Here is a 15,543-nt window from a genome sequence, read left to right as displayed (position 1 = left end):
CACCGAAGGAGAAAAAGGGAATTCAGGACAACCAACCCGCCACCAGTTGCCGGCCCATCGGCCACAACTGCTCACCCGCGAGCATGCCGAGCAAGCCAACCAGCGCAATGGCCGGTGGCGCGGGGGAACGGAAATCCAGCGCGCCGTATAACAGGCCGACGCCCAGCCCGATGGCCAGCGAAATCAGGTAGTTCATGGAGAGGAACTCCGCCGTTTGAAGGGAATGGGCAGAGTCTAGGGAATCGGATGGGGTGGCATCGGCCAAGGACTTCTGAATTTCGGACAAGTATCGGATGCACTCCACAGAACCCTGTGGGAGCGAGCCTGCTCGCGAATGCGGTGTGTCATTGAAGGATGAGTCAGCTGATCCACCGCATTCGCGAGCAGGCTCGCTCCCACATTGGATCTGCGCTGGTTTGATTAATCCTGTTCCACAATGAATTGCGAGGGTGCCACGCCGAGTTCGCGGCGGAACATGTCGCTGAAGCTGCTGGGTGAATACCCCAGTTCCCGGGCAATCACACTCACCGCCACCCCCTGAATCAATTCCGCCACCGCCGTCGCCAGTTGCACCTGCCGCCGCCATTCGGCGAAGCCCATGCCGAGGCTGTCCTTGAACAATCGCGCCAGGGTCCGCACGCTGGCCCCGGCATTTTCCGCATGCTGCTCGAACGAAATCGCCAGCGACGGCGCGGCCATCACTGCTTGGCACAGGTTCATCAGACGCCGGTCGGAATCATCCGGCATGGGGATCTTCAATTGTGAACGCCGAGCGCGTTTCAGCTCCAGCAACGCCAACCCGACCAACGCCTCGTAGTAGGCCGGTTCACCACTGTCGCCCTGCTCCACCAGGCCGACGATCAACTCGCGCAACAAACCGCCAACCTCGATCACCTGCACGGTCGGATCCAGGGTCGCCGCCAACGCCGGGCGCAGGTAGATATTGCGCATCTGCAGATCCGACACCACCCGAATCCCGTGCGGCACGCCGGGTGGCAACCACACCGCACGTTGCGGCGGCACCACCAGCGCCTCGTGCGGGGTTTCGACCCACATCACTCCGCTCATCGCATACAGCAACTGGCCCCAGACATGCTCATGCGGCTCGATAAACAAGCCGCGCGGATAGGTACGCGCCAGCGGTTGCACAGGCACATCGATGTCACTGAGATCAGGGGGTGCGGCGAGGGCCATGGCGAGCATTCATTGGGGTTGGCGGGAAACCCATGGTAACCAGCACGCCATGCCGTCGCCAATGATAGATACCGTCGGACAATCCGAGTGAATTTTCCCGGTGCACCGCGATCCCTCTATTACCACAGGGAGGAATACGGGCTTTATGAACAACGCAAAACTCTATGTCATCGAATATACCCTTCACGGCACGCCCAAGTCCTTCATTATCCGCTCGGACAAAATGGACAACACCGAGGCGTGGCACTGGGCGAGTTGCGACGCCGGGGTCGGTCGCATACCGCGCTTCGGCCGTGAAAAGGTGCAAAAGACCAGCAAACCGATGGCAGAAAAATTCGGCGTGGAAAACGTCGTGTGGCGACCGACCAACTGAAGCCATCGCCGTGACCGGACAAGGGGAAATCGACCGATGAACGACAATTATCACCCGGCCCGACTCGATTACGGGCTGACCACATTCTTCGGCCAAATCACCAAAACGATGGATTGCGAGGTCGGGCTGGAAATGGTTGCCGATGATCCTTACCGGTTCACCTTGCACGTAAAGGCGCCGGTCCCGGATGACCTGGATAAGGCGAAGATCGTTGTCGTCAAGGTCGAGGGACGAACGCTGCAAGGCACAGTGAGGCATTTTGAGCAACGGGATGATAAAAGTCTGACACTGGAAGTGGAGCCTGATTAGGCTCCACTTTTTTATGCGTCGGATTATTTGGGGTGCGCGCAATGGCAGCCCTTGCTTGAACATTCCTCGCCACCCTTGTGGTGGTGAGCGCAGGCCTCACAGCAATAGTGCTTGCGGTGCACCGTGTAGGAATGATCGCCTTCCTTGATGGTGCAGTTGCATCCGGGACAATCGCATTTTCTATCAGGCATGGGACAGACTCCTTTGGGTGGTGGTTGTCTGAGGCTTGAAAAGCAAGCCGTGCTAACCAGTGTAGGAGCTGCTGAAGACTGCGATCTTTTGATTGTTGTTTGCAGGTCTGCGGCGCGATCACCCGAAGGCCCGCGCCAACGCCCTGCTCAGGCCGGCATGCACCTGCAAAACATCCGGCATCACCGAAGCCAGGCGAAGCAGATCATGGGTCAGCCCCGGACAATGCTCCACCTCGACACTCACGCCCTGCTCACGCAGTTTGTCAGCATACGTCTGCCCTTCATCAAGCAACGGATCGAAACCCGCCAGCAAGACGATTGCCGGTGCCACGCCCTGCAGATCCTCCGCCAGCAGCGGTGAAAAGCGCCAGTCCAGATAGTCTTCCGGGCTACGGGCGTAGTGCTGATAGAACCAGTCGAGCGTGTCGTTCTCCAGCAGATAACCCTCGCTGAACAGCAGGCGCGAGTCGTGCACACGCGAAGCATCGGTCACCGGATAGCACAGCAACTGCGCCTTCGGCGCGATGGCCACGGTAGGCGGTTGCACCACCGCCTGAATCGCCAGCACCGTGGCCAGTGTCGCACCGGCACTGTCACCGCCAAACGCGACACGCGAGGTATCAAGGCCGAGGCTTGCGGCGTTTTCCGCCAGCCATGACAAAGCGTCTTCGCCATCTTCCAGCGCCGTTGGAAAACGATGCTCCGGGGCCAGCCGATAGCCGACCGACAACACCGCACACGGCGTGCGCTGGCAAAACTCGCGGCATACGCCGTCGTGGGAATCGAGGCTGCCGACGACAAAACCGCCACCGTGAAAATACACCAGCACCGGCATCGGCGAGGCCGCAGAGTGGGGCCGATACAGACGTAGTGCCAACGGCGCACCATCGCGTGCCGACGTGGTGATTTCGCTGACTGACAGGTCTTGTGGCGCGGGCCAGCGCAATTGCGCCGTGGTCTGTTCGAAGCTCGCGCGGGCTTCGCTCGGGGTCATTTGGTGCATGGCCGGCAGGCCGGCGTCCTGGCTGTCTTGGGCCAGGTCAAGAAAGGCTTCCAGATCAGGGTGTAACGACATCGCTAAAATCCTTGTATCGGCAAAAACGGGGCGTGCCGCTGCAGCGCCCCCTGGAGATGACTGAACCTGTGGCGATCAGCCCGCGCGTGCCATGCAATGCTTGATCAACGCCTCCAGCTCACGCTGGTAATCGCTCATCAAGGCATCCATGGTGCCGGCGCGATAACGCTGGCTGCTGTAGATGCAACGCAAGGCCAACTGACCGTCATAGACCTGGCCGACAATTTCCAGCCAGTTGCCCAGATTGGCTTTCAGGCTGTAGTTGTCACCGGTTTCTTCCAGCGCCGGCACCAGCAGCGCCTGCTCGTCGAAACTCTGGTCGAATTGCCCAAGGTAGTTGAAGGTGACCCGCGCCTGCGGCAGCCCCGCCAGCTGCTGCGACACCTCTGCCCCGGCCAGATGCCGCAGCACGCCATAGCCAATGCCTTTCTGCGGTACCGCTGCCAACTGTGCCTGCACATTGACGATCGACTGGCCGATGTCGTCGCTGTCCGGACGCAAACGCACCGGGAACATGCTGGTGAACCAGCCCAGGCTGCGGCTCAGGTCGATGGACTCGAACAGGTCTTCACGGCCATGGCCTTCGAGCAGGATCAGCGCCGACGGTTGCTGACTCCAGCGGCACAGGGCACGGCTGAGCGCCGACAACAGCAGGTCGTTGATTTGCGTGCCATACACCGCCGGGGCCTGTTTGAGCAGTTGTTCAGTGTGCTCGCGGGAGAGTTTGAGGCGTGCCTGTGCCTGCTGACGCACAAGGTTTTTGCCGCGCAGGTTGTCGCAGGGCAGGTCGACGCCTGGCTGATCCAGTTGCTCCAGCCAGTACGCCAGTTCCTGCTCGGCAATCACCGGCGCCTGCGCCTGCAAGGCCTCGGCGAATGATCGGTAACTGCTGGTGCGAATCGGCAGTTTCGGCTGCAGCCCCTGTACGCAGGCCTCGTACGCCACTTTCAAATCGTCGAGCAGAATTCGCCACGACACGGTGTCGACCACCAGGTGGTGAATCACCACCAGCAAACGCGCCTGGCCATCCGGCAAGGCAACATGCATCACCCGCCAGACCGGTCCGTCGTCGAGTTTCAAGCTGCGCTGGGCAAGGTTGGCCAAGGCTTCGACCTGCTCGCTGTTGTCCGCCTCGCGGCGCCAGAGCACCGCTTCGCCCTGTTCACTGAGATCACAGTAACGCTGCAACCAGCGCCCGCCTTCATGGGAAAACCGCAGGCGCAGCGAGTCGTGATGTTGCTCGATCCAGCCCAGGGCCTGCTCCAGTGCATCGAGGTCCAGCGGCTGGCGCGCGCTCAACAGCAATGACTGGTTGTAGTGATGCGCCTCGGCCATGCCTTCGGCAAAGAACCATTCCTGAATCGGCAAGAGATTGAACAAGCCTTCGGCGGCCACCTGCGTAACGTCCGTTTGCGGTGGTGCGGTGCCCTCCTTCGCAGCTTCCTGCTCGACGATGCCGGCGATGGTCTGATAACGCATCAGGTCGCGCAGTTTGAGATCCATCTGCAAGGTCGGGTGGTTTCTGACGCGGGAGATCACCTGCAAGCTCAGAATCGAGTCGCCGCCCAGTTCGAAAAAGTTATCGCTGATGCCCACTCGTTCGACCTGCAACACCTGCGCCCAGATGTCCGCGAGCAGGCGTTCCTGCTCGTTGCGCGGGGCGAGGTATTCGTCGGTTTTGAACTCTGGTTCCGGCAGGGCCTTGCGGTCGAGCTTGCCGTTCGGTGTCACCGGGAACGCACTGAGGCAGACGATCTGCGCCGGCACCATGTATTCCGGCAACGAGGTGCGCAGCCCCGCCTTGAGTTCGTCGCCGATGTCTTCGCCGTTCGCGGTGACCACATAACCGATCAGTTGCTTGCCTGAAGCATTGTCGCGGGCGATCACCAGCGCGTCGGTGACCGACGGCAATTGGCGCAGACTGGCCTCGACTTCACCCAGTTCGATGCGGAAGCCGCGAACCTTGACCTGATGGTCGATACGGCCGACGTAATCGACCACGCCATCAGCCCGCAAACGCACCAGATCGCCGCTGCGATACAGGCGCTCGCCTGCGGCGAACGGGTTGGGCACGAAGCGTTCGCTGGTCAGGTCCGGACGGCCGTGGTAACCCCGGGCGACGCCGTAACCACCGATGTACAACTCACCGGCAAAGCCTGGCGGCAACGGGTTGAGGTCTTCGTCCAGCACGTACAGCGAGCGTGCGCCCACGGCGCGGCCGATCGGCGCGTACGCCGCTTGGCAATGCTGGCTGACCGGGACTTTCCAGAGCATCGGCGTGACCACGGTTTCAGTCGGGCCGTAGCCGTTGGTGAAGTATTGCGGACGCAGTGCAGCCTTGACCTGCTCGAAGGTCTGATCCGGCACCGCATCACCGCCAAAGCAATAGATGCGCACCGCTGGCGGCGCGATACCGCTGGCCGCCGCGTACTCGGCCAGTTGTTTCAGATAGGCCGGCGGGAAGCAGGCGATGGTGATGCCGTAATCGTGCAGCGCCTGATAGGTCTGCTCCGGGGTCCACAGGCAACCGTCGCGAATCACCAGACGACCGCCGCTGTACAAGGTGCTCAACCAGCGCTCATGGGCACCGTCGAAGGCGAACGACATGAAGTGCAGCTCGCAACTGCTGGCGTCCATTTCGTACAACTCGGCGATGGCCTGACAGTGCATGCTCAGCGGGCCTTGGGTCACGGCAACACCTTTCGGCCGCCCCGTGGAACCCGAGGTGTAGACCAGATAGGCCAGGCCCTGCTCCTGCACGCGACGTTCGGGGGCGTGGTCGGCGTAGCGGCTTTCATCGAGGTGATCGATTTCCAGACGCAGCAGGCCTTGCGGCGCCGGCAATGTGCTGCGCAGGCTGCTCTGGGTCAGCAACAGCGCCATGCCCGAATCTTCGATCATGTACGCCAGACGCTCCGGCGGATAGTCGATGTCCAGCGGCACGTACGCCGCACCGCTCTTGAGCACGGCGAGGAAGCTCACGACCATTTCCAGCGAACGCGGCAAGGCCACGCCGATCACCACTTCCGGCCCGGCACCGTATTCGATCAGGCAGTGCGCCAGACGATTGGCGCGTTGCTCGAGTTCGGCGTAGGTCAGGTTCATCCCGGCGCATTGCAGAGCAATAGCCTGCGGCTGATGTTGCGCGTGACGGCTGATCAGTTCCGGTAACAGCGCGGCTTGATGGGTGTGCGTCGGTTCGGCGCTCCAGGCCTGCGCCGCTTGCCATTGTTCGTCGCTCAGGCGCTGCAAATTACCGAGGCGTTCGTACGGCGCCGCCAGCATCGCGGCAAGGGTGTTTTCCAGGGTCTGGCGAATGCCGACGACCGCCTCGGCGCTGAAGTGGCTGCGCAGGTACAGGTATTCGATCGACAACTCGTCGCCGAGCATCACCGCGAGGTCCATCGGCACGTTGGTCACGCCGTGGCCAATGGATTTGCCGAAGGTCAGGTCGGTGTCGTTTTCTTCCTGCAAGCGATCGTCGATCGGGAAGTTTTCGAACACCACGATGCTGTCGAACAGCGCCTGCCCGCCGAGGTTGGACCAGCGTTGCACATCGGCCAGCGGCGCTTGGGAATAATCGCGGATGTCGAGGTTGTAGGCCTGCACTTCGCCCAGCCAGTCAGCCAGTCGCTGATCGGCTTGCGGCGTCTGAATGATCGGCAAGGTGTTGATGAACAGGCCGAGCATGTTGCCGACATTCGCCAGACTTTCCGGACGCCCCGACACCGTGGCGCCGAAGGTCACCGTCTGCTGCCCGGTGTAGCGTTGCAACAGCAGCAGCCACGCGCCCTGAATCAGCGTGTTGGGGGTGATGCGCAGGTCGCGGCAGAACTGCAACAACCGTGCGGTCTGCGCTTTGTCCCAGTTCGAATAGATCGCATCGTGACCGGCGACATCGGCGCTGTGGCGCGGGTGCATTGCCTGGCTCAGGGCCGTCGGCTCATTGACCGGCGCCAGTCGCGCCTTCCAGAACAGTTCCTGGGCGTCCTGATCCTGCGCCTGCAGCCAGGCGATAAAGTCGCGGTAACGACCGTTTTCGCCAATGATTTCGCCTTTGGAATAATACTGCAGCACCTCGCCGAACAGGCGCGAACTGCTCCAGCCGTCCATCAGGATGTGGTGGCTGGTCCAGATCATCTGGTACTGATCGTCGCTCAAGCGCAGCAGGGTCACCCGCAACAAACGCGCATCGGCCAGATTGAAACCGAGCGCACGGTCATCGCTGGCGAACTCGGCAATCCGTTCTTCGCTCGTCTCGCGATCACGCCAATCGAGCACCTGCATTTGCAACGGCGCATGGCGATGCACCACCTGCAACGGTTTGGCCAGGCCATCCTGCCAATGGAAACTGGTACGCAGAATCGCCTGACGGGCGATGACGAATTCCCACGCCTGGCGGAAGCGCTCCACATCCAGGCCCTTGATGGGCAGGCTGACCTGTTGCACGTAAAGGCTGCTGCCGTTATCTGACAGTGTGTGGAACAGCATGCCTTCCTGCATCGGCGACAGCGGGTAAACATCCTCGATCAGGTCCGCCGCCACCGGCAACGCATCCAGTTGCGCCTGATCGAGTTGGGCCAACGGATAATCTGCCGGCGCCTCGTCGGTCGACGGCTCGACTGCAACCACCGCCGCGAGTTTTTGCACGGTCTGCTGCTGGAACAGGTCTTTGGGGGTGAAACGAATGCCCTGCTGACGCGCGCGGCTGACCAGTTGAATCGAGATGATCGAGTCGCCGCCCAGCGCAAAGTAGTTGTCGGTCACGCCGACCCGCTCGATCTTCAGAATGTCCTGCCAGACCTCGGCCAGTTGCTGTTCCAGCGGCGTCGACGGCGCGACGTATTCACGCTGCGACTGGCTGATGTCGGGTGCCGGCAAGGCCTTACGGTCGAGCTTGCCGTTGGGGGTAAGCGGCAACTGTTCGAGGAACAGCCACTGCGCCGGCACCATGTATTCCGGCAGATGTGCCTTCAGCGCGGCCTGCAACGCTGCACTCAAATCGTCCAGCTGTTCGAGGCTGAGGCTGCTGTCGCTCGGCACCACATACGCGACCAGTTGCTGACCACTGTGGCCATCCACCGCCAGCACCACGCCTTCACGCACGCTGGCCTGAGCGAGCAGACGCGCTTCGATTTCACCCAGTTCGATACGGAAACCACGCACCTTGACCTGATGATCGATGCGGCCGACGTATTCGATCCTGCCGTCATCGCTGAAGCGAGTCAGGTCGCCGGTGCGGTACATGCGTTCGCCGTTGGCCGAGAATGGGTTGGGTACGAACCGCTCGGCAGTCAGGCCCGGGCGGAACAGGTAGCCGCGGGTGATGCCGTCGCCGGCCAGATACAGTTCGGCCGCCACGCCCAGCGGTGCTTGCTGCAATTGGCCATCGAGCAGGTACGCCGTGGTGTTGACCAGCGGCCGGCCGATGTTCGCCTCGCCACCGGATTCGCGGCGGGTGCAGGTCGAATACGTGGTGTCTTCCGACGGCCCGTACAGGTCGTAGACGTGCGCCACCGCCGTTTCGCGGTAGAGCGTGTCGACCAGGCTCTGCTTCAGCGGCTCGCCGGCCAGATTGATGATGCGCACGCCCGGCGGAATGTGCCCGCTGCGTTGCAGCGCGGCAATCGCCGACGGCACGGTATTGATCAGGCGCACCTGATCGCGCTCCGGCAACTCCGGCAGTTCCAGGGCATTGCGCGCCATGACGAGCGAACCGCCACGCGCAAGGGTGACGAAAATCTCCCACACCGACAGGTCAAAGCACACCGACGTCGACGCCAGCACACCTTGCAGATCGTCTTCGCTGTAGACCTCGGCGGACCAGTGGATCAGCGCCTGCACGTTACGGTGGGCGATGGCCACGCCTTTCGGCTTGCCGGTGGAACCGGAGGTATAGATCACGTAGGCCAGATTGGCCGAATCCCCCCGCACAGGAAGATTGTCCGCAGGCTGCTCGGCAAACGCCGCACCACCGGCCTCGACCAGCACCACCTGTGCATCCGTCTGCGGCAGTTGCGCCAGCAGCGACTGTTGCGTGAGCAAGACTTTCGCCTGACTGTCGTCGAGCATGTAGGCCACGCGCTCCGCCGGGTAATCCGGGTCCAGCGGCACGTAGGTGCCACCGGCCTTGAGCACCGCCATCAAAGCGATTACCAGCTCCGCCGAACGCGGCATCGCCACGCCGACACGGATTTCCGCACCGACGCCCAACGCCAGCAGATGATGAGCCAACTGGTTGGCGCGTTGGTTGAGTTCGGCATAGCTCAGGGCGACGCCGGCGTGACTCAGCGCCAGTGCCTGCGGATGCGCGGCGACGCGCCGCTCGAAACTCTGCGAGATCAATCGCTCGACTGGATACGCAGCCCGATGATCGTTCCAGTGCGCCAGGGTCTGGCGTTCGGCGAGTGGCAACAAGCCGATTTCACCAAGCAGACGCTGGGGCGCCTCAATGAACTGGCGCAGTACTTCTTCCAGATGCCCTGCCAGACTCAGCACGCTGCGTTCGGCAAAGTGTTCGGTGAGGTAGTTGAAATCCAGGTTCAGCACGTCGCTGGCCCCGGCGATCAGGGTCAGACCGTAGTTGGTTTGTTCGCGATGCTCCAGGCCGCCAAAACGCAGACCGCCCGGGTTGGCCTCAAGCGCTTCGGACACCGGATAGTTTTCAAACACCAGCAAGGTGTCGAACAGCGCTTCGCCGCTCAACTGGGCCAGACGCTGGATGTCTTGCAACGGCGTTTGCTCGTAATCACGCAGCAGCAGGTTCTTGTCCTGCACGCTGCGCACCCAGTCGCCGACGCTGAGCGTGGCCTGCGGGCTGGCGATCACCGGCAAGGTGTTGATGAACAGGCCCAATTGCTGCTCGATGCCCGGCAGGTCCACCGGACGCCCGGACACCGTTGCACCAAAGGCCACCGTGGCCTGGCCGGTGTAGCGCTGCAACACCAGCAACCACGCGGCTTGCACCAGACTGTTGAGGGTCACTTGCTGCTGACGGGAAAAACCGTTCAGGCGCTGAGTGAAGGCCTGGTCGAAATGCAGGCGATGCATCTGCTTGCCCGGCCCCGGCACGGTACGCCCGTGGCAGGCCGAGGCCAGTCGGGTCGGCTCGTCCAGTGCGGCCAGTTGTCCGCGCCAGAACGCCTCTGCGCCGGCCTTGTCCTGACCTTGCAGCCAGACCAGGAAGTCGCGATAACGGCCCTGCGCGCTCGGCACCGGCTGACCGGCGTAATCCTGCAACACCTCGCCGAACATTCGCGAGTTGCTCCAGCCATCCATGAGGATGTGGTGGCAGGTGAAAATCAATCGATGGCGATCATCGGCGGTGCGCAACAGGCACAGGCGCAACAGCGGCGGGTTCTGCAGATCGAAACCGCGTTTGCGATCGGCCTGCGCCCGCGCTTCGAGCACAGCCGGCAAGTCCGCCACACCACGCACATCGACTTCGGGCATTTCCAGGGTCAACTGGCGATTGATCACTTGCAGCGGCGCATCGAGGCCATCGCGGCCCCAGATGAAACCGGCACGCAGCACTTCATGGCGATCCACCACCCGCTGCCAGGCCTGCTGGAAACGCGCCACGTCGAGACCGTCGATGTCGAGCAGCATCTGATAGACATAGGCGCTGGCATCGGCGTCATACAGGCTGTGGAACAGAATACCCTGCTGCATCGGCGCCAGCGGATAGATGTCCTCGATGCGCTGGGCGGCGATTGGCAAGCTGTCCAGATGTGCCTGGGACAACCCGGCCAACGGCACGTCGGATGGCGTCAAACCACCGCTCGGATGGCTCAGGCAATGCTCGATCAACTCGTTCAACGCCACTTCATATGCGCGGGCCAACGCATTGATGGTGGACTCTTCGAAAACATCGCCACTGTAGGTCCAGGTCAGGCTCAACTGGCCCTGATAAACCCGGCCATCGATGGTCAGCCAGTTGGCCATCGGCGCATTTTCGTCCTGGCCGGCGCCCTTGTCTTCGGTGGCTGGCACCCACAAGGCGTCTGCATCGAAGTTGTTGTCGAACTGGCCGAGGTAGTTGAACGTCACCTGCGGTTGCGCCAGTTCGTTCAAGGCCGCTTGCGACTCGGCGCTGCCCAGATGACGCAGCAAACCATAGCCGATGCCTTTGTTCGGGATCGCACGCAGTTGCTCCTTGATGCCTTTGATCGAGGTTTCCAGACTGGCGTCGGGGGTCAGGCGCACCGGGAACATGCTGGTGAACCAACCGACCGTGCGGCTGAGGTCGAGGTCATCGAACAGGTCTTCGCGACCGTGGCCTTCGAGCTGCACCAGCGCGCTGTCGCTGTTCGTCCACTGGCACAGTACACGGGCCAGCGCGGTCAGCAGCAAGTCGTTGACCTGGGTGCGGTAAACCGCTGGCGCCTGTTGCAGCAACTGGCGGGTGCGTTCGGCGTCCAGACGCGTATCGACGCTGCGCTCGAAACGGTTGCTCAGCTGGCCCTGCGGGTTGTCCAGCGGCAGTTCGATCGATACATCACGCAGCTGCCCCTGCCAGTAATCCAGTTCGCTTTCCAGTTCAGCGCTGCGGGCATGCGCCTGCAGACGCTTGCCCCAATCCCTGAACGCGCTGGTCTTGGCCGGCAGACGCACAGCCTGAGCGCTGCTCAGCTGTTGATAAGCGCTTTGCAAATCTTCCAGCAGGATCCGCCACGACACACCATCGACCACCAAGTGGTGGATCACCAGCAACAGACGCTGGCTGGCGTCCGGCAAGTCGACCAACACCGCACGAATCAGCGGGCCATCGAGCAAATCGAGGCTGCGCTGCACGTCCAGGCACAGCGCCGGCAATGCGGCGCTGTCGTCCAGGGTGACCGTGCGCAGCAAGGCTTGCGCCTGATCTGCAGGCGCGTGATTTTGCTGCCAGCCGTCATTGGTTTGCCGGTAACGCAGACGCAAGGCGTCGTGATGGCGGTGCAACTGCAGCAGCGCCTGCTCCAACGGCACCGCTTGCAGCGCGGTGGCCGGGGTCAGCAGGATCGACTGGTTCCAGTGATGCCGCGCCGGGATGTCACTGTTGAAAAAATAGTGCTGGATCGGGGTCAGCAGCGCGTCGCCGAGCACTTCGCCCTGCTGCATCTGCACCGCGTCGCTCTGTTGCGCGACGGTCGCCAGACGCTGCACGGTCTGGTGCTGAAAGATGTCTTTGGGGGTGAAGCGAATGCCCGCCTGACGCGCGCGGCTGACCACCTGAATCGAAATGATCGAGTCGCCGCCCAGCTCGAAGAAGTTGTCGTTGAGGCCGACCCGCTCGACCTTCAATACGTCCTGCCAGATCTCGGCCAGGCGCTGTTCCAGTTCGTTGCGCGGCGCGGCATAGACTTCCTGCACCTGCGCGGCTTCCGGGTGCGGCAATTGCTTGCGATCGAGTTTGCCGTTGGCCGTCAGCGGCAGACGCTCAAGGAATGCCCAACTGACCGGCACCATGTAATCCGGCAGGGTCTCGCGCAAATGCGCCTTGATCGAATCGCGCAGTGCGCCCTGCCCTGCGGCGTCCAGTTGTTCGCTCGCAACGATCCACGTTGCCAGTTGCTGGCCGCTTATACCGTCGACCGCCAGCACCACCGCCTCGCGCACCCCGGCATGCTTGAGCAGTTGCGCTTCGATTTCACCCAGTTCGATACGGAAACCGCGAATTTTCACCTGATGGTCGATGCGGCCGATGTACTCGATCACCCCGTCACCGCGCAGCCGCGCCAGGTCGCCGGTGCGATACAGACGCTCGCCCGCCTGCGGATTGAACGGATCAGGAACGAATCGCGTCGCGCTCATGCCGGGCTGATTCAGGTAACCCCGGGCCAGACCGGCACCGGCGATGTACAACTCACCGATGCAGCCTTGTGGCACCAGATTCAGCGAGCTGTCGAGCAAGTACCACGACAGGTCGACAATCGGCTCACCAATCGGGCTGCTGTGGTTTTGCTCCAGGTCGGCCATCGACAGCGGACGGTAAGTCACGTGTACGGTGGTTTCGGTGATGCCGTACATGTTGATCAGCGTTGGCGCGCGATCGCCGAAACGCTCGAACCACGGGCGCAGGCTCTGCACTTCCAGCGCCTCGCCGCCAAACACCACGTAGCGCAATGAGTTATTGCGTGGCGACTCGCAGGCAATCTGCATCAATGGCTTGAACGCCGATGGCGTCTGGTTCAGCACGGTGACGTGTTCATCGCACAACAGGGTGTAGAAATCTTCCGGAGAACGGCTGATGTCGTGAGGCACCACCACCAGTTTGCCGCCATACAGCAGCGCGCCGAAGATCTCCCAGACCGAGAAGTCGAAGGCGTAGGAATGGAACAGCGTCCAGCTGTCCTGCGGGCCGAAATCGAACCAGTGCTCGGTGGCGCTGAACAACCGCATGACATTGCCGTGCGGCAGCAATGCGCCTTTCGGTTTACCGGTGGAACCGGAGGTGTAAATCACGTACGCCAGACTGTCCGGCGTGGTCAGGCACAGCGGGTTGCTTTCAATGCTGTGTTCTGGTGCCTGATGCAGATCGAGGCACGCCAGTCCCGCCGGTACCGGCAGTTGCGTGAGCAGATGACCCTGGGTCAACAGCAGCTCGATGCCGCTGTCCGCGATCATGTAGCTCAAGCGGTCATCCGGGTAACCCGGATCCAGCGGCACGTAAGCGCCACCGGCCTTGAGCACGGCGAGGATGGCGACAATCATGTCCAGCGAACGCTCGACCGCCACGCCAACGCGCACGTCCGGGCCAACGCCACGGGCGATCAACGCATGCGCCCATTGATTGGCACGGCGATTGAGTTCGGCGTACGTCAGGCGTTGCCCGTCATACGTCACGGCGACTGCGTCGGGATAACGCTCGGCCTGCGCTTCGATGGCTTGATGAATGCACTGCTCGAGCGGTTGCTCGACGCGCTGAGGATTCCACTGTGCGAGCAATTGTTGCTGCTGGCCGGCATCAAGCATCGGCAACTGACCGATACGTTGCGTCGGCGCGGCAACGATGGCCCGCAACAACGCGCTCCAGTGTTGCGCCAGACGTTCGATGGTCGCCGCGTCGAACAGATCGGTGGCGTACTTGAGCACGGCTTCGATGCCATGGGCCTGTTCGGTGGTATTGAGGGTCAGGTCGAACTGTGCGGTCTGGCTCTGCCATTCCAGCGGTTCGATGCTCAGGCCATTCAAACGGGTTTCGACGCTGGCGCGGCGCTCGGCCTGATGGTTGAACATCACCTGGAACAGCGGGCTGTGACTGAGACTGCGGCCCGGTTCCAGCGCTTCGACCAGTTGCTCGAACGGCAAGTCCTGGTGGGCCTGTGCTTCCTGCGCAGTCTGTTTGACCTGACGCAGCAGATCGACAAATGACATCTGCCCGTCGATGTCAGCCTTGAGCACCTGAGTGTTGACGAAGAAACCGATCAGCCGCTCGATCTCCACCCGGCCACGGTTGGCATTCGGCACGCCGACGCGGATGTCGGCCTGACCGCTGTAGCGGTGCAACAAGGCCTGGAACGAGGCCAGCAAAACCACGAACAGGGTGACGTTTTCTTGCCGGGCGAAGGCTTTGAGCGCGTTGCTCAGCGCCGGGTCGAGAATCAGGTTATGGCTTGCGCCAGCGAAGCTTTGCTCGATGGAGCGCGGGCGATCCATCGGCAGTTCCAGTACCGGTTGCTCGCCGCCAAGCTTGTCTTGCCAGTAAGCCAGTTGCCGCTCCTGCTCACCGGCCTCCATCCACTGCCGCTGCCACAAGGCGTAGTCGGCGTATTGAATCGGCAAGGCCGGCAGACCGGCGTCGTGACCGAGGTTGAAACCGGCGTACAGCTGCACCAGTTCCTCGATCATCACTTGCAGCGACCAGCCATCGGAGACGATGTGGTGCAGGGTCAGCACCAGCACATGGTCATTGGGAGTGACTTGCAGCAACGCTGCGCGCAAGAGCGGGCCGTGCTGCAGGTCGAAGGTTTTCTGGCTCTGGGTCTGCACGAACGCCTGGATCGAGGCATCCACATCGTTGGCCAGCTCAGGGCTCAGTTGATGAATCTCCAGTGCAAAGGGTCCCACGGGCAGGACCACTTGCAAGGGTTGCGCGGTTTCCTGAGAGAACACCGTGCGCAAGGTTTCGTGTCGTTCGATCAGCGCCGCGACGCTGCGTTCCAGCGCGCTGACATCCAGCGGGCCCTGCAAACGCAAGGCCGTCGGAATGTTGTAGGCCGCACTGTGCGGCGCCCACTGCCAGAGAAACCACTGGCGCTGTTGAGCGTAGGACAGCAGCAACGGCTCTTCAGCCGTGCGCTTGAAAACCGGGGCAATGTCAAAGAGGTTGACGCCTTTCTGCTTGAGCAGAACCGCCAGAGCCTTTCTTTGCTTAGCCGAAAGTTGTCCTACCGACTCGATTAACTCTTGCACGCGTT

7 protein-coding genes are annotated in these 15,543 nt (G+C 62.1%); 2 read left to right on the top strand and 5 right to left on the bottom strand.

All coding sequences use genetic code 11. From position 1 onward, the window contains the following. Positions 1-22 precede the first annotated feature (22 nt). Positions 23-196, bottom strand: coding sequence for a DUF1427 family protein (locus tag ACM6IV_RS04860; protein ID WP_007969534.1), 174 nt, complete (start codon positions 194-196; stop codon positions 23-25). A 224-nt stretch (positions 197-420) separates the two neighbouring features. Beyond that, positions 421-1,203 (bottom strand): AraC family transcriptional regulator, encoded by a 783-nt coding sequence (locus tag ACM6IV_RS04855; protein WP_414868953.1) that lies wholly within the window; start codon positions 1,201-1,203, stop codon positions 421-423. Positions 1,204-1,339: 136 nt separating this feature from the next. Here ACM6IV_RS04855 and ACM6IV_RS04850 point away from each other — a divergent pair, with 136 nt between their 5' ends. After that, on the top strand, positions 1,340-1,567 hold the full coding sequence (locus ACM6IV_RS04850; protein WP_414868952.1) for a DUF6555 family protein: 228 nt from the start codon (positions 1,340-1,342) through the stop codon (positions 1,565-1,567). 36 nt (positions 1,568-1,603) lie between these two features. Further along, complete coding sequence (locus ACM6IV_RS04845; RefSeq protein WP_414868951.1) at positions 1,604-1,876, top strand: hypothetical protein; 273 nt, start codon at positions 1,604-1,606, stop codon at positions 1,874-1,876. Between the two features lie 23 nt (positions 1,877-1,899). Here ACM6IV_RS04845 and ACM6IV_RS04840 read toward each other — a convergent pair whose 3' ends face one another. The 3 genes from ACM6IV_RS04840 to ACM6IV_RS04830 all read right to left on the bottom strand — a co-directional run bounded on the left by ACM6IV_RS04840 (position 1,900) and on the right by ACM6IV_RS04830 (position 15,538). Continuing rightward, positions 1,900-2,067, bottom strand: a complete 168-nt coding sequence (locus ACM6IV_RS04840) for a metallothionein (RefSeq protein WP_414868950.1) — start codon at positions 2,065-2,067, stop codon at positions 1,900-1,902. A gap of 118 nt (positions 2,068-2,185) precedes the next feature. Continuing rightward, entirely contained in the window at positions 2,186-3,142 is a 957-nt protein-coding gene (locus tag ACM6IV_RS04835; protein WP_414868949.1) for an alpha/beta hydrolase, read from the bottom strand. 75 nt (positions 3,143-3,217) lie between these two features. Then, positions 3,218-15,538, bottom strand: a complete 12,321-nt coding sequence (locus ACM6IV_RS04830; RefSeq protein WP_414868948.1) for a non-ribosomal peptide synthase/polyketide synthase — start codon at positions 15,536-15,538, stop codon at positions 3,218-3,220. Between the last annotated feature and the right edge of the window lie 5 nt (positions 15,539-15,543).

Origin of the sequence: Pseudomonas sp. IT-347P (assembly GCF_949768005.1) — a bacterium.
In the GTDB taxonomy this organism is placed as follows: Bacteria; Pseudomonadota; Gammaproteobacteria; order Pseudomonadales; family Pseudomonadaceae; genus Aquipseudomonas.
The sequence above is the reverse complement of the archived record's forward strand: the minus strand, read 5'-3'. Positions and strand labels throughout refer to the sequence as shown.

What these genes read in the sequence shown, in the direction of transcription:
- ACM6IV_RS04860 (WP_007969534.1), bottom strand. Translation starts at nt 196, where the DNA reads ATGAACTACCTGATTTCGCTGGCCATCGGGCTGGGCGTCGGCCTGTTA.
- ACM6IV_RS04855 (WP_414868953.1), bottom strand. Translation starts at nt 1,203, where the DNA reads ATGCTCGCCATGGCCCTCGCCGCACCCCCTGATCTCAGTGACATCGAT.
- ACM6IV_RS04850 (WP_414868952.1), top strand. Translation starts at nt 1,340, where the DNA reads ATGAACAACGCAAAACTCTATGTCATCGAATATACCCTTCACGGCACG.
- ACM6IV_RS04845 (WP_414868951.1), top strand. Translation starts at nt 1,604, where the DNA reads ATGAACGACAATTATCACCCGGCCCGACTCGATTACGGGCTGACCACA.
- ACM6IV_RS04840 (WP_414868950.1), bottom strand. Translation starts at nt 2,067, where the DNA reads ATGCCTGATAGAAAATGCGATTGTCCCGGATGCAACTGCACCATCAAG.
- ACM6IV_RS04835 (WP_414868949.1), bottom strand. Translation starts at nt 3,142, where the DNA reads ATGTCGTTACACCCTGATCTGGAAGCCTTTCTTGACCTGGCCCAAGAC.